This is a genomic window from Micromonospora sp. CA-263727, assembly GCF_050942455.1.
Classification (GTDB): Bacteria; Actinomycetota; Actinomycetes; order Mycobacteriales; family Micromonosporaceae; genus Micromonospora.
Genome location: NZ_CP192031.1, coordinates 2,968,830 through 2,993,518, shown reverse-complemented (window position 1 = coordinate 2,993,518; position 24,689 = coordinate 2,968,830). Strand labels below are relative to the sequence as shown.

The following is a 24,689-nucleotide window of genomic DNA, read 5'->3' as shown; positions in this document are numbered from 1 at the left end:
CAGCCGGCAACCGACGTTCCCGGACCTCACTCGGAGACTCCGGCTCACCGCCGTAGGCGGTTCGTCGTGGACGCCGGGCCGGATGCACAACCTGAGGTATAGGGCCGGATCGTGCCGGCGGGCGACGCGGTGGACGCCGGCCACCGGCAGCCTGGGAGCATGACGATCCCGCCCAGCGGCCCCCGTCCGGCCGACCCGCCGCCCACCGCGCCGCCGTATCCGTACCCGCCGGCCGGGGCGACCCGGCCGGGCCGGATCCAGCCGGCGCCGGCCGGGACCGCGTACCACCGGCTCGCCCGCAATCCCGCGTACCGCTGGTGGCGTCCGCTGGTCGGCACCCTGCTGGTGCTGGTGGGGGGCGCTTTCCTGATGGTGCTGCTCGCGGCGCCGTGGCTGACCGCGGCGGAGCTGACCGGGCAGCCGGAGGGACCGGACGGCCTGCCGAGCTTCGGCCCGATCGCCGACACCGGGTTCCTGCTGGTCTCGTTGGCGGCGATGATCCCGGTGGTGCTGCTCGCCGCGCGGTGGGCGCAGGCCCGTCCGGCCGGCACCGTCTCCTCGGTGACCGGTCGGCTGCGCTGGCGCTGGCTCGTCCGCTGCCTCCTGTTGGCGGTGCCGACGGTCGCGCTGATGATGGGCGGCTTCATCGGCCTGCTCGCCGCCACCGGCGAGTGGTCCACCCCGGGTACCGAGGAGTCCGGATGGGTCGGCGTCCGGACCTTCGCGATCAGCATGGCGGTACTGCTGGCGTTGGTGCCCTTCCAGGCCGCGGCCGAGGAGTACGTGTGCCGGGGCTGGCTGCTTCAGGCGGCCGGGGCGTACCTGCGCAACCCGTGGATCGCGATCGTGCCGCAGGCGCTGATCTTCGCCGCGGCGCACGGCTGGGGCACCCGATGGGGCTTCGCCGACCTGGTGCTGTTCGGGCTGGTGACCGGCTGGCTGACGGTACGCACCGGCGGGCTGGAGGCGGCGATCGGGCTGCACGTGGTCAACAACCTGGTCGCGTTGGGCATTGCGGCGGCCACCGGGGAGCTGGCCAGCGAGGCCACCGCTGCGGACGCGCCCTGGCAGCTGCTCGCCGTGGACCTGGTCGTGGTGACCGCGTACGCGCTGGTGGTGGATCGGCTGGCGGCCCGGCGGCGGCTGGCGGTCACCGTTGCGGCCTGAGCGTCATCGAGCCGAATTCCGAACGGAGATCATGAACCACTACCATCCTGCTGTGTCGATTGCGACCGGGCCTGGCGCCCGCCGGGGTCTGCTCGACGTCCTCCTCGACGCTGCCGCCCGAACGCCTGACCAGGTCATCGTGCACGTCCGGGAGGACGGCAGCGAGCGTACGGTCAGTTTCCGGCAGTTGCGGGACGAGTCGCTGCGGGTGGCCGGCGGCTACCGTGCCGCCGGGGTGGCGACGGGCACGCCCGTGCTCCTGCTCGCCGACGCCGGAGACGACTTCCAGCCGATGTTCTGGGGCGCGCTCGCCGCCGGACTGGTGCCGGTGCCGCTGCCGCCGGAGCCGAACCGGGTACGGGCGGTCCGGGAGCTGCTCGCCGACGCCGTGGTGGTCACCGACGACGCCACCGCTGCGGCGGCGGAGGGGCTGCCCGCGCCGGTGCTGCGGCTGGCCGAGTTGCGCGCCGGGACCCCGCCGGAGGACCTGCCGACGCCGGCCGGGGATGACCTCGCCTTCCTACAGTTCTCCTCCGGCAGCACCGGCGCGCCCCGCGGGGTCGAACTGACCCACGACAACGTGCTGGCCAACCTGGAACAGGGCAGGTTGGCCAGCGGCGCGGGCCCGGACGACGTCCTGGTCACCTGGATGCCGTACTTCCACGACATGGGGTTGATCGGCACCCACCTGACCCCGCTCGCGATCGGACTCAAGCAGGTACGCATCAGTCCGCTGACGTTCGCCAAACGGCCGGCGATCTGGTTCACCACCGCCCACCGGCACCGGGCCACCCTGCTGTCGGCGGCGAACTTCGCGCTGGCCCTGGCGGTCCGCCGGGTGCCGGCCGAGACTCTCGCCGGGCTCGATCTGGGCCAGGTGCGGTGTGTGGTGGTGGGGGCCGAGCCGATCTCGGCGGCGGTGTGGCGGTCCTTCCTGGCACACACCCGCCCGGCAAAGCTCGACCCGGCCGCCCTGCGGCCGGTCTACGGGCTCGCCGAGGCGACCCTCGCGGTGACCTTCCCCCCGCCCGGCGAGGTGGCCGCCCCCCTGGTGCTGGACCGGGCCGAGTTGAGCCGGGGCCGGGCGGTGCCGACGCGCCCCGGCCCGCACGCGGTCGAGATGATGGACCTGGGCCACCCGGTGGCCGGCTGCGCGGTACGCGTCGTCGACGAGGACGGCCGGCCGCTGGCCGAGCAGCGCATCGGCCAGATCGAGGTGAGCGGCCCGAACGTGGCCCGCGGCTACCACCGGGCGCCGCAGGCCAGCCAGGACACCTTCGTGGCCGGTTGGCTGCGTACCGGCGACCTGGGTTTCCTGCGCGACGGGCGGCTCTGTGTCACCGGGCGGGCCAAGGACGTGGTCTTCGTCAACGGCCGGACCTTCCACGCCTCGGACCTGGAGTCGGTGGCGGTTGCCACCCCCGGCCTGCCGCACGACCTGGCCGCGGTGGTCGGCGTCAGCGACCCGGACACCGGTGGCGAAAAGATCGTGGTGTTCGTGCCGTGGGCCCGCCCGCCGGCCGACGCGGCCGGGGTCCTCGCCGCCGTCCGGTCCCGGGTGGCCGAGGCCTGCGGCCACGACGAGGTCCGGGTGCTGCCGCTGCCGCCCGGCGCGTTCGCCCGGACCACCAGCGGAAAGCTGCGCCGACGCCGGATGCGCGACCGGTACCTGGCCGGCGACTTCGCCGACCGGGAACGGCGCTGGCGCGCCCCGGCCGAGAGCACCCCGGCCGGCAGTGCGCCGGACGAGAGTGAACCGGCAGACCACCTCCCGGCCGGGAGCGGCCCGGTCCAGGGTGCGGCGGCCGCTCTCCGTCGGCTGCCGCCCGCCGGCCACGGGCGGTCCCGGCGGGACCTCGAAGGGCTGATCCGGCGGGTCTGGGCCCGCGTGCTGGACCGGCCGCCCGCCACGATCGGCCCGCACGACCGGTTCCTGGCCATCGGCGGGTCGTCGCTGAAGGCGATGGAGGTGCTCGCCGAGCTGGAGGATGCCCTGGGCGTCACCCTGAACCCGGCGGACCTACGGGACTGCGCCACCGTCGCGGCGCTCGCCGACCGGCTGGCCACCGTCGCGCTCGCCGACCGGTGGGCCATCGTCGCGGCACCCGGCGACCAGCCCGCCATCGTCGCGGCACCGGCCGGGCGGTTGTCGGCCACGCCCGTCAACCGGCCGGCTGGTGACCCGGTCGGTGACGGCGACGGCGGCGGGTCGGCGACCGTCGCGGTGATCGGGGTGGCCTGCCGGTTCCCCGGTGCCGACACCCCGGAGGAGTTCTGGCGACGGCTGGTCGACGGTGTGGACGCCGTCGAGGCCGTACCCGCGCGCCGGTGGACCCCGTCGGGGGACGCCGCGCGGTGGGGCTCCTTCCTCGACGACCCGATGCTCTTCGACGCCGGGTTCTTCGGGCTCACCGAGCAGGAGGCCCGGCTCACCGACCCGCACGCCCGGCTTTTCCTGGAGATCGGGTACGAGGCCCTGGAACGCGCCGGGTACGCCGGACCGCGCCGGCATGGCCACCGGGTCGGTGTCTTCGCCGCCGTCGGCGAGAGCGCGTACCCCGAACTGCTGGCGGCCGGCGGGGCGAGCGGCGGGGCGGCGATGCTGGTCGGGAACCTGCGAAACCTCGTACCGGCCCGGTTGGCGCAGGCGCTGGATTTGACCGGGCCGGCGGTGGCGGTGGACACCGCGTGCTCGTCGGCGCTGGTCGCGCTGCACCTGGCCGCCCGCAGCCTGGCCGCCGGGGAGTGTGACGTCGCGGTGGTCGGCGGGGTGAATCTCAACCTCACCGAAACCGGGTATCGGATGCTCGACGCCGCCGAGGCGCTCTCCCCCACCGGGCGTTGCCGGGCCTTCGACGCCGACGCCGACGGTTTCGTCCCCGGCGAGGGCGGCGCGGCGCTGGTGCTCCGCCGGGCCGCCGACGCGTACGCCGACGGGGAACCGGTGCTGGCCGTGGTCGCCGGGACGGCCGTCGGCAACGACGGGCGCTCGCTGAGCCTGCTCGCCCCGAACCCGCACCGGCAGTGGGAGGTGATCGCGCGGGCGTACCGGGAGGCGGGAGTCGACCCGGCGGAGGTGTCGTACGTGGAGGCCCACGGCACCGGCACCGCGCTCGGCGACCCGGTGGAGGTCCGGTCGCTGGCCGCGGCATACCCGTCCCCTCCCGACGGGGTGCCGCGCGGGCTGGGCTCGGTGAAGACCAACCTCGGCCACCTGCTCAACTCGGCCGGGCTGCCCGCGCTGGTCAAGGTGGTGCTGTCGCTGCGGCACCGGCACCTGCCGCCGTCCCTGCACCACGCCCGGCCGGCCACCCGCTTCGACCTCGGCAGAGCCGGCTTCGCGGTGGTCACCGAGGGGCGGCCGTGGACCGCGTCCGGGCCGCTGATCGCCGGGGTGAACGGTTTCGGTTTCGGCGGGACGAACGCGCACGCGATCCTGCGGGAGGCCCCGGCCCAGCCGCCCGCGGGTGTCCCGGACCCGCCCGGATACCCGCTGGCCACGCTCAGCGCGCACTCGGCGTCAGCGCTGCGCGCCGCGGCCCGGAAACTCGCCGCACACCTGCGCGCCCAGCCGGGACTCCCCGAGGCCGACGTCTGCGCGAGCGCCGGCACGGCCCGTGACGATGCCCCGTACCGGCTGGCCGTGGTCGCCGACGGGGACCTGGCCGATCGGCTCGACGCCGCCGCCGACACCCTCGGCGACGAGCCGATCGGCCGGCGGCCCCGGAGCGTGTTCGTCTTCCCGGAGGACGGCGCGGCGCTGCCGCCGGTGGCCGTGCGCGACCTGTACGACCGGCTGCCGGTCTTCCGGGACCTGCTGGTCGCCGCCGCCGGTGCGCCGGTGGCGGGGCGTCCGCTGCTCTCCTGGTGCCTGACCGGCTCGACACCGGATCCGCAGGTCGCGGGGCAGGTGGCGGTCGCGGTCGGATTCGCCCTCGCCGGTCAGCTCGCCGCCTGGGGAGTGGTGCCGGACACCCTGCTCGGGTACGGCGTCGGTGACCTCGCGGTGACCGCCGTCCGCGGCGAGCTGGACCCGGCCGAGGCCGTCCGGCGGGCCGGTGCGACCGTGCGACCGGCCGGGCCGGAGTTGCCCGCGGCGCTGCGGCGGTTGCGCCAGGACGGGTACGACACCGTCATCGACCTGGGGGTGGGCCGCCAGCTCCGCGCCGCGGTGCGGGCCACCGACGGGACCTGCCCCGATCCGGTACGGGTGCTGACGGCGCTGGGCACCGCCGGGGCGCTGCTGGCGGCGGTGGGACGGCTCTGGACCCTGGGTGGACCGCTGGACCGGGCCGCCCTCTACGCCGGCCGTCGGCGGGTGCCCGTGCCGACGTACCCGTTCGAGCGGCGGTCGTACCCGCCGTCGCCGCCGTGGCGGGCAGCCCTGCCGCTGCACCGGGTCGCCTGGCGGGACGCGCCGGTGGGCACCGGTGCACTGCCGGCCCGGGTACGGCTGCGCGGTCCCGGCCTCGGCAGCGACCTTGCCGTACGGCTCGCCGCCACGCTCACCGGCCGGGACGTCACCCTCGACGGCCCGGGCGTCACGCGCGACGGCCGGGACGTCACGGTGTCGACCGTGCCGGTCGACCTCGCGCCACCGGAGGTGACCGTGTGGCTGGCCGGGCCGGCGGTCGACCCGCCGGACGTGGCCGCCCTCGACGCCGCCGTGGCCGGGCAGGTCCAGGCGGTGCGTGCCCTGCTCGACGAGCCGGTCCGGCAGCTCGGCCGGCTGCTGGTGCTCACCGAGGACGTCCAGGGCACCAAGGACGTCCAGGGCACCGGGGCGCCGGAGCGGCCCCGGCCGGGCCAGGCGGTGTTGACCGGGCTGTGCTGGGCGCTGGCCGACGAACGCCCCGACCTGCCCGTCCGGGTGATCGATATGTCCAGTATGGACGATGTCGCGCTCCGGGTGGAGTCCGTGTGCCGGGAGTTGTCCGCCTTCCGCGCCGACAACGCCGCGCCGGAGGGCGGCCCACGCGCCGACGGGTCCGCGTTGACCGGGGTGGCCTGGCGGGCCGGGCGTCGGCTCGGGCGGCACCTGGTCCCGACAGCGGGCCCCACCGCCCCCGACGGCCGGCCCGACGCTCGTGACGGCGGGCCGGGCGGCCACCCCGACCGGCCGGGCGGCCCCGTCGACCGGGCCGGCGAGGTGTCGGCCGGGCGGGTCGACGGGGTGCACGTGATCGTCGGAGGCGGTGGTGGGGTCGGTGCCGAGTTGGCTCGTACCCTCGCCGGTCGGGGCCGCGCCACCCTGTTGCTGGCCGGGCGGTCGGACCAGGCCCCGGACGGCCTGCTGGCCGAGTTGACCGCGGCGGGTGCCCGCGCGACGTACCAGCGTTGCGACGTGACCGTGCCGGCCGACGTCGACGCGCTGCTCGCCGGGGTGTCCCGGGTGGAGACCGTCTGGCACGCCGCCGGGACGGTACGGATCGGCGCCCTGGCGGCGAAATCCGTCCCGGAGATCCTCGCGGTGCTGGCCCCCAAGGTGCGCGGCAGCCACCTGCTGGCCGAGGCGTTGCGCCGGCACGGCCACGACCGGGCGGCGTTGGTCGGCTTCTCGTCGGTCAGCGCGGTGCTGCCCGGCCTGGCCGGGGCGGTCGGCGACTACGCGGCGGCCAACGCCTTCCTCGACGCCTTCGCCGCCGCCCAGCGGGCTGCCGGCCGGCCCGCCCAGGCGGTCGGCTTCGCCCCGATCACCGACGCCGGCATGGCCGCCCGAAGCGGCCTCGGGGCCGCCGCCGGTCGTGGCGCGGCCGGCGCGTTGACGGTGCGGGCCGCGCTACGGGCCCTACAGGCGGCCCGGGATGTCGACGCCGCCCACCTGGTCGTCGCGGACCTACAGTCAGCTCCGGCGACCACCGCCGCGACCACCGCACGGCTCGCCGGCCTGGCCACCGCGCCCCCCGCCAGCCTGGCCACCGCCACGACCACCGCACCGCCCGCCGGCCTGGCCACCCGCCCGGCTGCCGGCCTGGTCACCGCGCCGACCGGCGGGCAGCCGGGGCCGGGGCGGCCCGGGGTGGAGGAGCTGTCCCGCTTGCTGCGCCGGCTGCTCGCCGAGCCGCTGCACCGGCCGGGCGAGGAGATCGCCGACGACGTCTCGTTCCTCACCCTCGGGCTGGACTCGCTGGCCGCGGTGGACCTGGTCAAACGGTTGGAGGACGAACTCGGCCGACAGCTGCCGGTGACCCTGTTCTTCGAGTACACCACCGTCGCCGCGCTGGCCGGTCACCTGGCGGAGTCCGGTGCCGCGCCGCCCGCGACACCACCGGGCGACGCGCCCGCACCGACGCCGCCTCCGCAGGACGGGCCGGTACCGACGCTGGCACCGGACGACGGGTCCGCGCCGGCAGCGCCGGTGATGGCGGGGCCGTCGGCGGGGCTCTCGGAGGCTGTCGCCGACGGGGAGCCGTTCCCGCTGACCGCCGTGCAGCGGGCATGGCACGTCAACGAGCGGCTGCACCCGACCGTGGCCAGCTACGCCTTCGTGCGGCAGACCGTCACCGGGCCGCTCGACGCGGACCTGCTCGGCCGGGTGCTGGGCGACCTCGCCGCCCACCATCCGATGCTGCGGGTCCGGTTCGTCCCGACGGCCGGCGCGCCGCGCCAGGTGGTCCTCCCCTCGACCTCGGCTGCGGATGCCGCCGCGATCTCCTACCAGGTTCAGCCGCTCACCGGGCCGCTCGGCGAGCTGGAGGAACGACTCTGCAACACCCCGGTCGACCTGACCCGGCAACCGGCGCTGCGGGCGATCCTCGTCCGGGAGCACGCCGACCGGTCCCACCTGCTGCTGGTGCTGCACCACGCGGCCGGGGACGGGTTCAGCCTCAACCTGCTCAGCGAGCAGCTCTGGGCCGGCTACACCGCGCTGGCGCGGGGCCGCGTCCCCGCCCTCCCGCCCGCCGCTCCGGGGTTCGGCCGGTACGCCCTCGATGTCGCCCCGCCCACCGACGCCGATCTGGCCTACTGGCGTCGGACGCTGGACGATCCGGGGTGGACGCTGCGGCTGCCGTACGACGGTGACCCGGCCGGGATGCCCACCCCGCCCTGCGTGACGCACCTGGACGAACTCGACGATGCGCTGGTCGCCGGGTTGCGAGCACGGGCCGCCGAGGCCGGCGTCTCCCTGTTCCACCTGCTTCTCGCCGGGTACCTGCGGTGCCTGGCCCGGTGGAGCGGGCAACGGCGGGTGCCGGTGAGCGTGGCGCGGGCCGGCCGCGACGCCCGGCTGCCCGGGATCGAGCGGATCGTCGGCCCCTTCGCCGACACGCTGCCGCTGCTGGTCGAGGTGGATCCGGCCGAGCCGGCCGGCCGGCTCGCCGACCGGCTGCGGGAGTCCTGGACGGCCGCGCAGCGACACGGCTCGGTGTCCAGTATCGACCTGGCCCGGCTGCTGCGCCCGACCGGAGACGGTCCGCGCACCGCCAGCCCGGCCGGGTTCAGCTTCGCCCGGTTCCCGGTCACCGCCGACCCCGACTGCCCGGTGACGGTCGCTCCGACGGCCGCCGGTTCCGGTTCCGCCGCCACCCAGCTCAGCCTGCTCTGCTGGGAGTCGGGGACGACGCTACGGCTGTCCTGGAACTTCCCGCTGCGGCTGTTCCGGCGCGCGACGGTGGCCCGGCTCGCCGCCGAGCACCACCGGGAACTGGTCGACCTCGCCGCCGGGCGGCGTACCGGCCCCGGCGACCGGGGGGTCGCGGGTGCCGCCCGCAGCGGGCCGGCGGCGCCCGCCGGCCTACGGCAGGGGAGGACGTCGCCGGCTCCGTCCGGCCGGCGGCCGACGTCGACGACGTCACCGGGCGGATCCGGGCGGCCTGCCGGCGTACCCCGGACGCGGCGGCCGTGACCGACGGCAACCGGACCCTGACCTACCGGGACCTGGACCGGGCCGCCGACCGGGTGGCGGCGCAGCTCACCGCCGGCGGGGTGCGCCCCGGCCAGCGCGTCGGGTTGCTCACCGCGCCCGGCCCGGAGTCGGTCGTCGCGCTGGTCGGGATCCTGCGCGCCGGAGCCGCCTGGGTGCCGCTGGACGCCGCCCACCCCCCGGTCCGCCTCGACGGGCAGCTGCTCCGCGCCGGGGTCGAGGTGGTGCTGCACGACGAGGACTCGGCGGGCGCCATGGCCCGGCTCACCGGCACGGTCCGGCCGGTCCGGCTCGGGGCGGAGGCACCCGAGGCGCCGACCGGGGTACCGGCCATCGCTCCCGCGCCGGAGGACACCGCGTACGTGATCTTCACGTCGGGGTCGACAGGGCGGCCGAAGGGGGTGCCGATCACCCACCGGTCGATGGTGAACTACCTCGACTGGGCGATCGACACCTTCGGCTACCGGCCCGGTGACCGGCTGGCCCAGACCTCGTCGATCTGCTTCGACGCCTCGGTCCGGCAGATCCTGGCACCGCTGCTGGTCGGGGCCACCGTGGTCACCTTCCCCCGGTCGGTGCTGCGCGACCCGCAGGAGCTGCTGGCCCGGCTGGAACGGGACCGGCTCACGGTGTGGAGTTCGGTGCCCACCCTGTGGGAGCGGATCCTGCGGGCCGCCGAGGAACGGGCGGCGCGCCACGGCGTATCACCGGACCTCAGCGCCCTGCGCTGGGTGCACGTCGGCGGGGAGGAGCTGTCGCCGGTGCCGGTCCGACGCTGGTTCGACCTCTTCGGCGACGGCTGCCGGATCACCAACCTGTACGGCCCCACCGAGGCGACGATCAACGCCACCTGGCACCTGATCGACAGTCGACCCGACGATACGCTGCGCCGGCTGCCGATCGGCCGGCCGGTCGGCGGGGCACGGGTACGGGTGGTCGACCCCGATGGCCGCCCCTGCCCGCCCGGAGTGGCCGGTGAGCTGCACCTCGGAGGCGTCGGCATCACCCCCGGCTACCTGGGTGAGCCCGAGCTGACCGCCGCCGCCTTCGGGCATCACGGTGGCGAGCGGTACTACCGCAGCGGTGACCGGGGCCGGGTCACCCCGGACGGCACCCTGGAGTTCCTCGGCCGCCTCGACGACCAGGTGAAGATCCACGGGTACCGGCTGGAGCCCGGCGAGATCGAGGCGGTGCTGCGCAGCCATCCGGAGGTGGCCGGCGCGGTGGTGCTGTACCAGGGCGAGCCGCACCCACGACTGCACGCCTTCGTCGTGCCCGCACCGCAGGGCGGGCCGACCGTGGCGCAGTTGCGGGGGTACCTCGCCGAGCGCCTGCCGGAGCAGCTCGTCCCGGCCCGGATCCACCTGCTGGAGAGCCTGCCGCTGACCCCCACCGGCAAGGTCGACCGGGATCGGCTGCGTTCGCACGGCGGTTTCGCCGCCGCCCCCGGCCCGCAACGCCTCCCGGCCGTGACCGGTCCGGCTGTCCCAGCCGCCACCGACTCCGACGCTCACCGCACCGGTTCCGGCACCGCCACCGGTTCGGGTTCCGGCACCGGCACCGGCACCGGCACCGAGAGGGAACTGGCCCGGATCTGGCGCGAGTTGCTCGAACTGCCGGCGATCGCCCCCGACGACGACTTCTTCGCCCTCGGCGGCGACTCCATCCTGGTGCTGGAGGTCTTCGCCCGGGCACAGGAGCGGTTCCCGGCGACACCGCGTCCGACGGTCATCTACCAGCACCGTACGCTGCGCGAACTCGCCGCCGCGATCGACGCCGCCGCCGACGCGCAAGGCAGCGCCGAGCCCGATGCCCGAGCCACGGCCGGCGTCGCCGGCCCGGCGACGCCGGATGGACCGGGTGGGCCGTTCCCGGTGACGGCCACCCAGCGCGGCTTCCTGCTCGCCGACGCCGTCGCCCCGGGTGCCGGCACGGCCTGGCTGGCCCGGCTACGCCTGCGCGGCCGGCTGCGCCGCGAGGTCTTCCAACGCGCCGTCGACCTGCTGGTGGCCCGGCACCCGATGCTGCGCACCGTCTTCCCGGCCGGGGCCCGTCCCCCGGTCCAGCAGGAGCTGCCGCCGTCGCTGCGGCTGCCGGTCGACCACGAGGCGCTGGCCGGCCCAGCCGAGCTGGCCGGCCGGGTCGCCGAGGAACGCCGCCGGCCCTTCGAGCCGTGGGCGTGGCCGCTGCTGCGGCTGCGGCTGCTGGCGATCGCCCCCGACGACCATGTCCTGCTGGTACACGCCCACCATCTGATCGGCGACGGATACAGCGCCGCCCTGCTCGGCCAGGAGCTGTTGGCGGTCTACCACCGGCTGGCAGCGGACCTCCCCGCCGACCTGCCCCCGCTGCGCACCCACTTCCGGGAGTACGTCGCGCTGCTGGCCCGCCGCGCCGGCGGCCCGCCCGACCCGAGCGCCCACACCTGGTGGAGCGGCCGGTTCGACTCGCCGTACCGGCCGCCGGCGCTGCGCGCCCGCCCCGACCGGCCGGGCCCGAGCGGTGCGCCGAAGACCAGTGGTCCGCCGGCGGCCAGCGGTGCACCGGCGGCGGAGGTCGCGGCGGTGTGCGGCTTCACCCTGGACCCGGCCGCGGTCAGCGGACTGCGCCGGCTGGCCGCCGACGCCGCGACCACGCTGTACGCCCCGGTGCTGACCGCGTACCACCGGGCGGTGGCCCGCCACACCGGCCAGGACGACCTGGTGGTCGGCCTGGCCCTGACGGGTCGGGACCATCCGCTGCCGGACCTGCACCGGATCTTCGGCCCCTGCGCGGCGATGCTGCCGTTGCGCCTGAACGGGGACGGGTCGGCCGGCTTCGCCGAACAGCTCGCCCGGGTCGCGGCCGAGGTCACCGCCGCCCGGCGGTACGACGACCCGCCGTCGATCGCGGCGGCCGTGCCCACCGGGCCGGGCGGCGCCCCCGTCGGCGCCCAGTTCTTCTTCAGCTTCCTGGACTTCGCCACACTCGGCGTCCCGACGCCCGCGACCGTCGACGCGGTCGGCGCCGAGGCGGGCCGGCTCGGCCTCGACTGGGACGAGGAGAGCGAACTGACGCCGCCCCCACTCGGCACCGACCTGTTCCTGACCGCGCGCCCCGGACCGGACGGGCTCCGGATCACCCTGCGCGGCTCCCCCGACACGGTCACCCCGGCCGAACTGGGCCGGCTCGCGGAGTGGCTGCGCACCGACCTCACCGCCGCAGCCGCCGCCCACCCGGCCACCGCCAGCTCGGCCACCGCCACCGACGACGCCTCCACGGCCACCGGCACGGTCTCGGTCGCCGCCGTGGCCGACAGCGGCACGGTCTCGGCGCGGTCGACCCCGCTGGAGGGGACCGTGCGGGCGACGACGGCCGGGCCGACCCGGGAGACCGGGTTGGCGGCGGCGATCGTCGGTTACCTGCCGCCCCCGGCGCAACTCGCCGCGATCGCCGGGTTGCCCGCCGGGAGCCTGCCCCGGGAGCAGGTACGCGACCTGCTCTTTCCCGACGGCCGCCCACGGCTGCTGGAGGAGTTGACCAGCCCGCTCGGCGTCTCCGGTTTCGTCTGCCTGCCCCGGTTCGCCGACGAGCTGACCGCCGCCGGGGACGCCCTGGCCAGCGAGGCCGGCGAGGCGGTCGACCTGGCCGCCAGCCTCGGCGCACGATGCGTGTCGCTGGCCGGCATGATTCCCGCCCGCACCGGCTACGGGCTCGGCGTGCTGCGGCGTACCCGCAGCGGGGTCGCGGTGACCACCGGCCACGCGGTCACCGTCGTCTCGGTCGTCCGCACGGTGGAGGCCGCGCTGGCCGCCACCGGTCGCTGCCTCGCCGGCCGCAGCCTGGCCGTGGTCGGTCTCGGTTCGATCGGGTTCTCGTCGCTGCGGTTGCTGCTGGCCCGGGCGGAGCGCCCGCCCGCCCGGCTGGTGCTCTGCGACGTCCCGGCCGCCGCGCCCCGACTGGTCGAGCACGCCACCCGGCTGCGGGCGGACGGCTTCGTCGGTGACATCGAGGTGTGCCCGTCGGCACCGGGGCTCGCCCCGGCCGGCTACGCGGCGGAGGTGATCATCGCGGCCACGAGCGCGGCCACCGAGCCGGTCGAGGTCGACCGGCTGGCACCGGGAACGATCGTGGTGGACGACTCGTTCCCGCCCGCGTTGGACACCGGGCGGGCCCTGGCCCGGATGCGCCGGGACCGCGACGTCCTGGTGACCGGCGGTGGGCTGCTGCACGTCGGCCCGACCCGGCGTCACGTCCCGGCGGAGCTGCCACCGGCACCGGCGGCCCTCTCCGGGGCCGCCCTCGGGCTGCCCGGGACGATCGCCTCCTGCCGGCTGGAGTCGCTGCTGTGGGCGGCCGTCCCGGAGCTGCCGCTGGTGCACGGGCTGGTGGAGGATTCGACCGCGGCGGCGTACGCGCGGGCGGTGGACGACGCCGGGATCACCGCCGCGCCGCTGCACCTGCTGCATCATTTGCTCGAACCGGACCTGCCCGCTGACCTGCCGGCCCGCACCTGATCCGGTAGGTGCTGACCGGCCAGCGCCTACCGGTAGGGACTGACCAGGTAGGAGCTGACCGGAGACCGATCGCCGCCGGGGCCGGCGGAGAGCACCGGCCCGACCCGCAGGTGTGCGCGGGCCGGGCCGGTGCGGTGTCGCTACAGCCGGGGCGCGGCGCCGGTGAAGGTGCCGGCGTCGGCGAGGTACTGGGTGGAGATCCGCCCCTCGTCCAGGGCCTGCCGGACCGCCGCGACGGCCGCCTGTCGCTGCTGCCGGACCTGCTCCGGGTCGCGGCGCAGCGAGGCGTTCTGGCCGGTCAGCGCCGCCTGCAACCGGGACACGTCGACCTTTCGGGGCTCCACGCCGTCGAGCGCCGCGAGCGCGGCGGCGGTGCCGGCGGCCTGGCCGATCCCCATCACCCCGCCCTGGGTCCGGAACGAGCCGTGCGCCTCGTGCGTGGCCGAGATGGCGCGGCCGGCGATGACCAGGCCGTCCAGCCGGCGCGGCACCAGGCAGCGGTACGGGATGTCGTACGAGTCGTCGAGGTCGCCCCAGGTGCCCTGGTCCTTGTCCGCGCCGTACCCCTCCTTGCCCTTGAGGTTGTGGATGTCGATCGGGAAGTAGCCGCGGGACACCACGTCGGCCACCTTGGCGCCGCTCATCACCTCCTCGCCGGTGAGCACGTGCTCACCGAGGATGTGCCGGCTCTCCCGGATACCGATCTGCACCCCGGTGGCGATGAGTCGGGCGTCGGCGAAGCCGGGCACGTTCCTGATCAGGTACTCGCTGAGCGACATCACCTGGCGGCGGCCGTCGATCTCGCCGCGGGTCAGGCTCTCCGCGTCGGTGCCGTCGACGCCGCTGATCCGGGTGCTGTTGAAGTGCAGCACCCCGGGGTGGGTGGTGGTGAGGAACAGGATGGTGTCCCGGCCGAGGTAGAGCTCACCGGAGTCCAGGCCCCGCCGGATCAGGGTCTTGAAGCCCTGGCCGACGAAGTGGTCCTGGGGCAGGCTGGCCGCGTACGGCTTGACGGCGACGAGTTCGGAGGCCCACTCGAACTCCTCCGGGTGGGCGTCCATGTAGTCCTTGACGGCCCGGGTGTCGACGCCGGCCATGTCGAACATCATCGTGCCGGGCTGGGCGGTGCTGTCGTCGGCGCTGCGGCCCAGCACGAACTCGGCGCCGGCCAGCGCCGCCACGTCGCCGTCGCCGGTGGCGTCGACGACCACCTTCGCCTGGTAGTCCAGGTTGCCCGACTTGTTGGTCACCGTGACACCGACGACCCTGTCGCCGTCCTTGCGCACACCGCTGACGAAGGAGTGGAACAGCGGCACGACGCCGGCCTCCAGGGCGAGCGTGAGGGCCGCCCACTTGTACGCCTCACGGTCGTAGAAGCAGAGGTACGCGCCGCTGCCGTGCGGGTTGGTGGTGCGCAGGTGGCCGGTGCTGCCGCCGATGGACACCATCCGCTCGACGAACTCCTGCGGGATGCCCCGCACGACCTGCTCGTCACCGAAGTGGAACGGGGAGATCGGGCCGAGCGCCGCGCTGGTCGGCATGCCGCCGAGGAAGCCGTACTTCTCCACCACGAGCGTACGGGCACCCTGGCGGGCCGCGGCGATGGCCGCGATGAAGCCGGAGGGTCCGCCCCCGACGACGATCACGTCGTACGAGCGCTGCGGGTCGGGTTGAGGCAGCCGGATATCCACCGGTTCACTTCCTGTTCTGGTTGTACTGGTTCTGGACCTCGGCCAGCCCGGCAGGGATGGCAGCGCCGTCGAAGACCATCTTCTGGGCCGCCTTGACGAGGTTGGTGCTGAGTTCGCTGTAGTCGGCGGGGTAGACGGAGACCTTGCCGTCGGCGGCCAGGTAGTCGCGCCACTCCAGGAGTTCCTTGGCGTTGCTCGCCTGGGCGACCGCCGGCTGCTCGTAGACGCTGCGCAGCACCGGCAGCACCCCGGCGGCGGCGAACTTGGCCTGCGACTCGGCGCTCAGGTAGTACTGCATGAACGCCCACACCTGCTCGGGGTGCTCGGTGTTGGCGCCCATCGCGAGGGTCTGTCCGGCGACCGCGGTGGGCAGCCGGCGACCGGCGGTCACGCCGGGGACGGGGGTCGTGACGAGGTTGTCGCCGACGCCGTCGGCGGAGCGGGTGGCGGCGACCCGGAAGCTGCCGGCGACCGCCATCGCCACGGTGCCGGCCTTGACCCCGTTGACGACCTCGTCGGCGCCCATGGTGAGCACCTCCCGACCGAAGGCCCCGGCGTCGGCGAACTTCTTGATCACTGCCATGGCCTGGGCCCCGGCGTCGCTGGCGAAGCTCGCCTTGCCGTCGGCGCCGATGACCGCGCCCCCGTAGCCGGCGGTCAGCGGGTCGAACTTCTCCATGAAGTCGGCGCCGAGGGACTGCTCGGAGAGGCCGATCGCGAAGCCGGTGACCTTGTTGCCGGAGGCCTTGCGGACCGCGGCGCCGGCCGCCACCGCCTCGTCGAGGGTGGTCGGCGGGGTGACGCCGTACTTGTCGAGGATGTCCTTGCGGTACCAGAACAACCAGACCCGCGACTCCCAGGGCAGCGCCATCAGCTCACCGTCGATCTTGGCGCTGTCGACCGGAAAGAGGTAGTCGGATCCGGTCTGGGCCAGCCAGTCCTTGGCGAACTCGTCGATCGGCTGGACGCTGCCGCCCTCGACGTGCTGGGCGAGTTGCGGGAGGTAGATGTTGACGATGTCGGGGCCGCCGCCGGTGTTGGCCGCCCGGATCACCTCGCCATCGATCTTGGCGAAGTTGATGCTGGTCACGGTGACCCTGGCGGCGCTCTGGCTGGCGTTGAACCCGTCGACGATCTCCTGGAGCGCCTTGCCGCGCGGGTCGGTGCCGGTCGGGTCGAGGAAGGTCCAGAGTTGCAGGTCGGCGACTCCGTCACCGGTGTCGTCGTCGGAGCCGCAGCCGGCGAGGCTGCCGGTGCCCGCGGCGGCGATGGTGGCGGCGCCCAGCATCAACAGCCGCCGCCGGTCCAGACGAATGCTCATTGTGGTCTCCAAGGACTCCGGGCTGAGGGTCAGCCCTTGCTGGCGCCGGCCGAGAGGCCGGCCACCAGGCGACGTTCGAACAGGACGAAAGCGATGATCATCGGCAGCAGGGTGACCATGACCGCGGCGGTCAACTGGCCCCAGACCGTGCCGTACTGGGTGAGATAGGTGTAGAGGCCGACGGAGATCAGCCGCAGGTCCGGATCGCTGACGAAGGTGCTGGCGATCAGGTAGTCGTTCCAGACGTAGACGAAGGTGATGATGGCGGCGGCGCCGAGGCCGGGCTTGGCCAGCGGCAGCACCAGTCGCAGGAAGGCACCGGCCGCGGACATGCCGTCGACCCGCCCGGCCTCCTCGATCTCCACCGGAATCGACTCGAAGAAGCCGCGCAGGATCCACACGATGGTCGGCACCTGCCAGGCCGAGTAGATGACGATCATGACGAGGTAGGTGTCGTAGACGCCGAGTTTCACGGCCAGGTAGTAGAGCGGAACCAGGACCGCGATGCCGGGGACCATCGAGGTCATCAGGATGAAGAAGAGCAGCCCGGCCTTGCCGCGAAACCGGTAGCGGGCCGCCGAGTACGCCGCCGGCACCGCGATGACCAGGGTGACGGCGACCGTGACGACGCTGACGATCACGCTGTTGAGCAGGTTCAGCGGGATCTGGGAGTGGAACAGCACCGCCTCGTAGTTCTCCAGGGTGAGGTGCTCCGGGATCCACCGCACCGGCGTGGCGAGCACGGTCGACTCCGGCTTGAGCGAGGTGCTCAGTCCCCACAGCAGCGGCAGGACGGCGAACCCGGAGGCCGCCAGCAGGCCGAGGTAGATGCCGGCCCGCCGGGCCCGGCTCAGACGCCCGGTGGCCGGGGTACGGCGGGCGGGGTCGCGCGGTGCGGCGGCGGGCGGCCCGGAGGCCCGGGCGCCGGTCGAGGTCGTGGGGCCGGTCAGGGTGTCAGGCATCGTTCTTCCCCTTGAGAACCCGGATGTACGCCACACCGAAGACGATGTTGAGGACGAAGAGCACGACGCTGTACGCCGCGCCGATGCCGATCTTGAAGAACTGGAAGGACTGGAGGAACGCGTTGAGGCTCAGCACCTGCGTGCCGGAGAAGGGTCCACCGCCGGTGAGCGTGTAGACCAGCGTGACCATGTTGAAGTAGAGCAGGGTCAGCATGATCACGAGGATCAGCAGCGTCGACCGGATCGCCGGCACGACGACCAGGAAGAACGACTGGCGCGGGCTGCAACCGTCGACCCGGGACGCCTCGATCTGCTCGGTGGGGACGGTCTGCAACGCGGCGAGGCAGAGGATCGTGGCGAGCGGGTAGCTGAGCCAGACGTTCACCACGATCAGTGAGGCCATCGAGCCCCACGTCGAGGAGAGCGGGCCGTCGCCGCCGAAGAGGCCGTGCAGCGGACCGTACTGGCCGTTGAGCAGCCACTTCCAGAGCAGCGCCGCGACGGTCTGGGAGACCACCCACGGCAGCAGGATGACCACCCGGAACAGCCGGACGAACCGAACCTGCTTGTTGAGCAGGACCGCCAGCCCGAGTCCGAGCGGCACGGCCAGCAGCAGGGAGACGCCGACGTACACGAAGGTCCGGGCGATGTCGGCCCAGCCGGCCAGCCCGAGCACGGTGGCGAAGTTGTCCCAGCCGATGAACTCGACGGTCCGCAGGGCCCGGGTCCGGTAGACGCTGAGTCGCAGCGCGTAGCCGATCGGGAAGACCGAGACGAGCGCGACGAGCACCAGCGCCGGCAGGTAGAGCGCCACCGGACCGAGCCGGCGTCGCCGGGCCGGGCCACGGCCGTCGCCTGGTGCGGCGGCCGGCGGACGGTGGTCCAAGCCGGCCTGCACCATTGTGGACGTTGGGCTCACCGGCGGACACCCGGCCGGTGTGCCACGACCGGAGCACCGGCGGCCGGCGTGCCGACCGCGGTGGCGATCGGCAGCCTGCCGGTGGGAGGTGACTGCGGGAGAATGGTGACCATTGAGGAGTACCTCCTGAACCCGCGGTGGGGTACTATCTTGGAATCGATTTCAGGATGGTTTCGCAAGAGTTAACGCCCCCGGCCGGGCCGTGTCAAGAGGCGATCCTGATCGCGTACGACCGGAGCCCTCGGCGGCTCGACGAACCGGAGAGGTACCCGATGGCCAACATCTATGACGTGGCGAAGGCGGCCGGCGTCTCCCCCGCCACCGTCTCCCGGGTGCTCAACGGCGGCAGCGTCAGCTCCGAGCGCGCCGCCCGGGTCCGGGCCGCCGCCGAACAGCTCGGGTTCCGACCCAACCGGGTCGCCCGTGGCCTGCGCAGACAGCGCAGCGACGTGCTCGCGCTGATCATCTCCGACATCGAGAACCCGTTCTTCACCGCGCTCGCCCGAGGGGTGGAGGACGTGGCCCGGGCCAGCAACCTGTCGGTCGTGCTGTGCAACGCCGACGACGACCCGGAGAAGGAGGCGGAGTACCTCGACGTCGCCCTCGCCGAACGCATGGCGGGCGTCGTCATCTTCCCGGCCTCGCTTGCTGAAACCGATGTCACCGCCCTGCTGGAGCACGGTGTCCCGGTCGTCGCGGTGGACCGCTCCCCCGAGTCGGCGACGGTCGACACGGTCACCGCCGACGACGAGAACGGCGCGTACGCCGCCACCCGGCACCTGCTGGACGAGGGATACCGCCGGGTCGCCTGCATCACCGGCCCGCGCGCCTCGTCGGCGGCGATGGTGCGGTTGCGCGGTTTCCTGCGCGCCCACCGCGAGGGCGAGCCGCCGCGACGGCGACCCCGGGTGGCGTACGCCGACTTCCGGGTCCGGGGCGGCTACCAGGCGATGAGCGAGCTGCTCGACCTCGCCGAGCCGCCGGACGCGGTGCTGGCCACCAACAACCTGATGGCGGCGGGCGCCCTGGCGGCGCTCCACGACCGTGGCCTGCGGCCACCGGAGGTCGGGGTGGCCGCCTTCGGCGACACGTTCTGGTCGCAACTGGTCCGGCCGGCGCTGACCACCGTGCAGCAGCCGGCGTACGAGATCGGCCAGGCCGCCGCCGAGCTGCTGCTCAAGCGGCGGCACACGCCCGACAACGAGCCGCAGCGGCTCGTCCTGCCGACCCGGCTACAGGTCCGGGGCAGCTCCCGCCGCAGCGCCGAGGCGGAGCCGACGACCGCGGAAACGTCGCCGCCGCTGCCCACGATCGCCCCGACAGACCGGGCCGGCGCGACCGGGCACGGCCTGGCCCGACCGCGCCGGCCCGGTGTGATGACGTGAGGCCCGCGCCGCCAGCGTCGTGCCACGCTCCGTGTCGTGGCACGCCTCCGCGCCGCGGCCGGCTCCCCGAGCCGCCCCACGCCGCGGCGGGTCCTCAAGCGTTATGAAATCGATTTCTTAACTACGCCGGGCCGGTCGGCCCAGCGTCGGCCGTGGCCGCCCGCTGTAGCCGGGCCAGCGCGTGCACCTCCTGTCGGGTGTCCGGATACAGCGACGTGTAGTGCTGGAAAAGGGTGTCGTAGGTGGCCCGGGTCGCCGGGTTCGGTTCCACAAGCTGCCCGGCGGTCGTCCAGTCGGTGTCGGGCGGTGCCAGGCCCGCCCCGACGGCCGCCAGCAACGCGTCGCCGTAGCTGGCCCCGATCGTCACCCGGGGCACCTGCTGGCTGCGCCCGGTCACGTCGCTGACGATCTGGGTCCACAGCCCGCCCTGGGTGCCGCCGCCGACCGCGACCAGGCGGCGCACCGGGTTGGCCCCGGTGTCCAGCAGGTCCAGGATCTGCCGGATGCCGAACGCGATGCCCTCGTAGACGGCCCGGAACAGGTGGCCACGGCCGTGCCGGAGGGTGAGCCCGGCGATGACGCCCCGGGCGTCCGGGTCGAAGATCGGCGTCCGTTCACCGGCGAAGTACGGCAGCACCAGCAGCCCGTCGGCGCCCGGCGGGGTGCCGGCCGCCTCGTGGACCAGCGTCTCGAACGGCACCCCACCCGCCAGGTCACGCAGCCAGCCGGTCAGGCTGCCGGAGGTGGCCATCCCCGCCGCCAGGCAGTGGTCGCCGGGGGCCACTCCGGCGGTGTTCCAGAGCTGCGGATGCCGGGCCGGCTCCCGCAGCACCTGCACGAAGAACATGGTCGAGCCGTACATGAGCATCAGGTCGCCGGGCGTGCGGACACCGACGCTGACCGCCTCCGCCCAGGCGTCCACCGTGCCGGCGCAGACCGGCGTGCCGACCGGCAGGCCGGTGGCCTCGGCCGCCGGGGCGGTCACCGTGCCGACCACCTCGGCCGACCAGGCCAGCCGGGGCGCCGGCAGGCCGGCCGCGATCTCCTCGTACCACGGTTCGTGCCACCGCCGGGCCTCGATGTCGTACCAGGGCACGCACTGGCTGGCGGTGTGGTGGTCGATGACGTACTCGCCGGTCAGCCGGCTGACCACGTACGAGCTGGAGTTGTGCCAGCGACGCGCCCGCGCCCAGGTCTGCGGCTCGTGCCGGCGGACCCAGAGCGCCTTCGGGCCGACCGCCTGGGTGGTGATCGGCGCGCCGCACCGCGACAGGACGGCCTCGGCGCCGTACCGGTCGGTCAGCTCGTCGATCTCGGCGGTGGCCCGCATGTCGATGCCGTAGAGGATCGCCGGCCGCACCGGCCGGTCGTCGGCGTCGCAGAGCACGAGGCAGGGGCCGACCCCGCTGACGCAGACCGCGGCGATCGGCGCGCCACCGGTACGGGCGGTCAGCTCGGCCGCGATCGAGATGACGTCGCCCCACCAGACCGCCTCGGCGTCGACCTCGGCCCAGCCGGGCCGGGGCATCGACATCGACTGCGGTCGGGGCCGCACGGCGGTGGCCAGCACCCGCCCCTCGGCATCGGTCAGGACGCCCTTGCTGCTCGCGGTGCCCAGGTCGATGCCGATCAGGAGCGGGCCCATCAGAGCCGCACGTCCCCGCAGAGGTGCACGGCCACCCCGAGCGCCTCGAACATGGCCGCCTTGGCCAGCAGGGCCCGGTCGGCGCTGGCCGCGTCGAGCCCGTACGCCACGTTGAGGTGGTTCGCCTTGTGCCGGGCCATCAGCTGGTCGCGGCCGACCCCGTGCAGCACCGCGTGCATGATCGGCCACTGCGGGGTGGTGGCGTCCAGACGTCGGCGGGTCTCCTCCGCCGGCAGCTCGACGACGGTGCCCCGACCAAGGTCGACGTGCAGCGCCCCGTCGGCGATGAAGACCCGGGACCAGACGATCTCGCCGGGCCTCGACACCCCGCTGAGGGTCCCGCCGCCGAGCGGGAAGTACATCGGTGGCTGCCGCATGCTGTAGCTGTGCGGGTAGCCGCCGTTGTGCGAGGCCGGCACCGAGCCGGAGATCTCCATGACCCAGACGAACCGGCCGTCGTACTCGTCGCCCCACCGGATGTCGTGCAGCGTGGTCGCCGGGTCGAGCCCCATCGCGGTCCAGATCCGGTTGGTCACCAGGGAGTCCACGGCCACCCCCTCGTCGACCTCGTTGAAGTGCGGCAGCGGCCGGCCCGGGTAGAGCTCGCGGGCACCGTCGCGGCTGCGCACCGGGGGTCGCTCGACGTTGTTGAGCAACCCCTCGGCGAGGTCACTGGCGGGCACGGTGTCCTTGAGCCCCTGCTGGTACTGGATGCCCACGGCGTCCAGGCCGAAGTCGTCGGAGATCCGCAGCGCGGCGACATACATGCGGAACTGGCTGAGCAGCTGGGCGTCGGTGAGTTCGGTCGCCTCGTCGGCGCCGGTGTGGAAGGTCATCCCGGCGGCGTCCAGCCAGTCACGCACCGCCTGCGACTCGTCGTCGCCGACCCGGGCCATCTCAGCGACCAGGGCGCTCTGCGACAGCCGCTCCTTGTAGATGCCGAGCGGGTTGAGCAGCTCGTCGTCGATGATCGCGTTGTACATGCCCATGCAACCCTCGTCGAAGACGCCGATGATCGCCTTGTCGCGGCGTAACTGCGCGGCCAGCGCCCGGCCCAGCTCCACCTCGGGGGCCGCCGGCAGCTGCGGCAGGTCGCGTACGTGGCTCTGGTCGTGGGTCAGGGTCCCGGTCTCCAGCCAGGTGCGCAGGCCGCGCAGCGCCCAGTCGTCGGTGAAGTCCTCGCTCCACAGGATGGAGTGCGCCACGCCGGCCTTGGTGAGGCTCGCCGTCAGGTTGAGCAGGCCGACCAGGCCGGGGAACTGGCCGCTCCAGTTGGCCACCACCAGGATCGGCCCCCGGTGGGTACGCAGCCCGGCGAGCACGTGGTGGCTGTACTGCCAGACCGCCTCGGCGACGATCAGCGGGGCGTCCGGCGGGATGTTGCGGAAGACCTCGATGCCCTGGCGTTGGCTGGCGATGAAGCCGTGCCCCTCGATGGTCTCCTCCGGGTGCGCGCGCCGGACCTGCCAGCCGAGCGCCTCGACCGCTGCCGCCAGGTGGCCCTCGAACTGCCGCTGGGTCGGCCAGCAGGTGACGTTCGCGGAGCGGCGCAGGTCACCGCTGGCCACCGTGTGGACGACGCCGGGCTCGGCACGGACCTCCTCGGCCGGCGGGGGAAAAAGGTAGCTGCTCACGAGGGGCCTCCTTGCGGGACGGGCAGGGGTGGGGTCGTCAGAACAGGTCGGCGACGTCGGCCGCCAGGGCGCGGCGGTCGGCCGGCGAGATCCCGTCGAGCGGGGCCCGCAGGCCGGGAGCGGTCACGCCGCGCAGCTCCAGGACCGCCTTCAGATGGGCGAGGTTGCCGTGCCGGGTGGCGACGACGGCCCGGCGGGCCCGGTCCCGGGCCGCCCGAAGGGCCACCGCGTCGCCGGTGCGCAGGGCGTCGCGTACCTCCAGGAAGGGGGTGGGGAGCACGGAGCTGACACCGGAGACCACGCCGGTCGCGCCGACCCCCACGACCTCGGCGAATTCGAGGTCCGCGCCGGAGTAGACCTCGATCCGCGGGTCGGGCAGGGCGGCGAGGTACGCGGCGACGGCCGCGCTGCCCTCCCCGCTGATCTTCACGCCGGCCAGGCCGGTGCCGGCCAGCCGGCCGAGCAGCTCCGGCGGGACCGTGGTGGTGGTCCGGTCGGCGAAGACGTACCCGTACACCGGCACGCCGGCGGCCCGGACCACCACCGTCTCGTAGTACGTCAGCAGCGCGGACTCGGTGGCCGGGAAGTAGTAGGGGGTGAGCGCCGCCAGCCGCCGGGCGCCCTGGTCGACCGCGGCGGCGGTGAGCTGCCCGGCCTGGTGGGTGGAGGCGGCCCCGACGTGCCAGTAGGTCCGTTCCGGGCCGAAGACCGCGCCGGCCACCGCGCAGACGGCCAGCCGCTCCAGGTCGTCGAGGGTGGTGAACTCGCCGGTCGTGCCGGCGACGAAGACGCCGTCCAGGGGCGCGCCGGCCAGCCCCTCGTAGGCGGCCCGGGTGGCGTCGAGATCGACCGCGCCGCGCTGGTCGAAGAGCGTGGGCAGCGCGCTGATCAGGGCTGCCCGGGGGTACGCGGTCACGGTGTCGACTCCTTCGCCGAGGTGGTGGGTGCCGGGGCCGCGGCCTGTAGCCGCGCGCAGGTGGTCCGCAGGTGGCGGTGCAGTTCGGTCTTGACCGCGGTCACGTCGCCCGCGGCGACCAGGTCGGCGAGGTGGTGGTGTTCCCGCGCGGACGGGGCGAGGTCGTCCAGGCGTTTGCCGGAGGCGTGCAGCAGCCCCTCGATGGTCGGGCGGAACTGGTGCCACAGCACGCCCAGCCGGGTCAGCCCGGCGACCTCGAAGAAGGCGCTGTGGAACCGGAGGTCGGCGCTGGTGAAGGCGGCCGGATCGGGTCCGGCCACGGCGGCGTCCATCTCGGTCAGGGCGGCCCGCAGCGCGGCGGCGAGCTCCTCCCGGTGGCCGGTGACGGCCCGCTCCGCGGCGAGCAGTTCGAACGACTCCCGCAGGGCCATCAGCTCGTCGATGTCCGCGGCGCTCAGCGAGCGGGTCACCGCGTACCGGCCGGCGCCGGTGACCAGCCCCTCGGCCCGCAGGATCCGGATCGCGTCCCGGACCGGTCCCCGGCTGACCTGGAAGGAGTCGGCCAGCTCCTCCTCCACCAGCCGGGTGCCGGTCGGCACGTCCCCGGCGATGATGCGCCGCCGCAGCTCGGTGGCGAGTCGCTCGCCGAGTGACTCGACCCGGATCGGCCTGCCGTCGAACACCGCCAC

General features: G+C 74.6%; 12 protein-coding genes. 4 read left to right on the top strand and 8 right to left on the bottom strand.

Annotated elements, in window-relative coordinates; genetic code table 11:
- Positions 1–159 precede the first annotated feature (159 nt).
- From ACQPYA_RS13265 to ACQPYA_RS13255, 3 genes are read left to right on the top strand one after another with little or no spacing between them, the layout of a single operon-like run.
- The gene (locus ACQPYA_RS13265; protein ID WP_433532881.1) at positions 160–1,167 is read left to right on the top strand and encodes a lysostaphin resistance A-like protein; all 1,008 of its coding nucleotides are present in this window, start codon (positions 160–162) and stop codon (positions 1,165–1,167) included.
- Positions 1,168–1,219: 52 nt separating this feature from the next.
- Positions 1,220–9,013, top strand: a complete 7,794-nt coding sequence (locus ACQPYA_RS13260; RefSeq protein WP_433532880.1) for an SDR family NAD(P)-dependent oxidoreductase — start codon at positions 1,220–1,222, stop codon at positions 9,011–9,013.
- Entirely contained in the window at positions 9,010–13,527 is a 4,518-nt protein-coding gene (locus ACQPYA_RS13255) for an amino acid adenylation domain-containing protein (RefSeq protein ID WP_433532879.1), read from the top strand. Before ACQPYA_RS13260 ends, ACQPYA_RS13255 begins: the two co-directional genes overlap by 4 nt.
- Positions 13,528–13,667: 140 nt before the next feature.
- On the opposite strand, the gene ACQPYA_RS13250 is transcribed toward ACQPYA_RS13255, so the two are convergent.
- The 4 genes from ACQPYA_RS13250 to ACQPYA_RS13235 are packed head-to-tail and all read right to left on the bottom strand — an operon-like array spanning position 13,668 to position 18,387.
- Complete coding sequence (locus ACQPYA_RS13250) at positions 13,668–15,218, bottom strand: FAD-dependent oxidoreductase (RefSeq protein WP_433532878.1); 1,551 nt, start codon at positions 15,216–15,218, stop codon at positions 13,668–13,670.
- Positions 15,219–15,222: 4 nt separating this feature from the next.
- A complete protein-coding gene (locus ACQPYA_RS13245) occupies positions 15,223–16,539 on the bottom strand; it encodes an ABC transporter substrate-binding protein (RefSeq protein WP_433532877.1) in 1,317 nt (438 codons plus the stop codon).
- A 29-nt stretch (positions 16,540–16,568) separates the two neighbouring features.
- Entirely contained in the window at positions 16,569–17,501 is a 933-nt protein-coding gene (locus tag ACQPYA_RS13240) for a carbohydrate ABC transporter permease (protein ID WP_433532876.1), read from the bottom strand.
- Complete coding sequence (locus ACQPYA_RS13235; protein ID WP_433532875.1) at positions 17,494–18,387, bottom strand: carbohydrate ABC transporter permease; 894 nt, start codon at positions 18,385–18,387, stop codon at positions 17,494–17,496. The genes ACQPYA_RS13240 and ACQPYA_RS13235 overlap by 8 nt, the downstream gene beginning before the upstream one ends.
- 305 nt (positions 18,388–18,692) lie before the next feature.
- Here ACQPYA_RS13235 and ACQPYA_RS13230 point away from each other — a divergent pair, with 305 nt between their 5' ends.
- Entirely contained in the window at positions 18,693–19,805 is a 1,113-nt protein-coding gene (locus ACQPYA_RS13230; protein ID WP_433532874.1) for a LacI family DNA-binding transcriptional regulator, read from the top strand.
- A gap of 121 nt (positions 19,806–19,926) precedes the next feature.
- Here the strand turns inward: ACQPYA_RS13230 and ACQPYA_RS13225 are convergent, their stop codons facing one another.
- Genes ACQPYA_RS13225 through ACQPYA_RS13210 form a run of 4 tightly spaced genes read right to left on the bottom strand, consistent with a single transcriptional unit; the run spans position 19,927 to position 24,683 of the window.
- Positions 19,927–21,450, bottom strand: a complete 1,524-nt coding sequence (locus ACQPYA_RS13225; RefSeq protein WP_433532873.1) for an FGGY-family carbohydrate kinase — start codon at positions 21,448–21,450, stop codon at positions 19,927–19,929.
- Positions 21,450–23,084, bottom strand: a complete 1,635-nt coding sequence (locus ACQPYA_RS13220; protein ID WP_433532872.1) for a fucose isomerase — start codon at positions 23,082–23,084, stop codon at positions 21,450–21,452. Before ACQPYA_RS13220 ends, ACQPYA_RS13225 begins: the two co-directional genes overlap by 1 nt.
- A gap of 37 nt (positions 23,085–23,121) precedes the next feature.
- Entirely contained in the window at positions 23,122–24,000 is an 879-nt protein-coding gene (locus ACQPYA_RS13215) for a dihydrodipicolinate synthase family protein (RefSeq protein WP_433532871.1), read from the bottom strand.
- The gene (locus tag ACQPYA_RS13210; RefSeq protein ID WP_433532870.1) at positions 23,997–24,683 is read right to left on the bottom strand and encodes a GntR family transcriptional regulator; all 687 of its coding nucleotides are present in this window, start codon (positions 24,681–24,683) and stop codon (positions 23,997–23,999) included. The genes ACQPYA_RS13215 and ACQPYA_RS13210 overlap by 4 nt, the downstream gene beginning before the upstream one ends.
- Between the last annotated feature and the right edge of the window lie 6 nt (positions 24,684–24,689).

Excerpts from the sequence above, each read along its gene's own strand:
- ACQPYA_RS13265 (WP_433532881.1), top strand. The coding sequence starts at position 160 with ATGACGATCCCGCCCAGCGGCCCCCGTCCGGCCGACCCGCCGCCCACC.
- ACQPYA_RS13245 (WP_433532877.1), bottom strand. The coding sequence starts at position 16,539 with ATGAGCATTCGTCTGGACCGGCGGCGGCTGTTGATGCTGGGCGCCGCC.
- ACQPYA_RS13240 (WP_433532876.1), bottom strand. The coding sequence starts at position 17,501 with ATGCCTGACACCCTGACCGGCCCCACGACCTCGACCGGCGCCCGGGCC.
- ACQPYA_RS13230 (WP_433532874.1), top strand. The coding sequence starts at position 18,693 with ATGGCCAACATCTATGACGTGGCGAAGGCGGCCGGCGTCTCCCCCGCC.
- ACQPYA_RS13225 (WP_433532873.1), bottom strand. The coding sequence starts at position 21,450 with ATGGGCCCGCTCCTGATCGGCATCGACCTGGGCACCGCGAGCAGCAAG.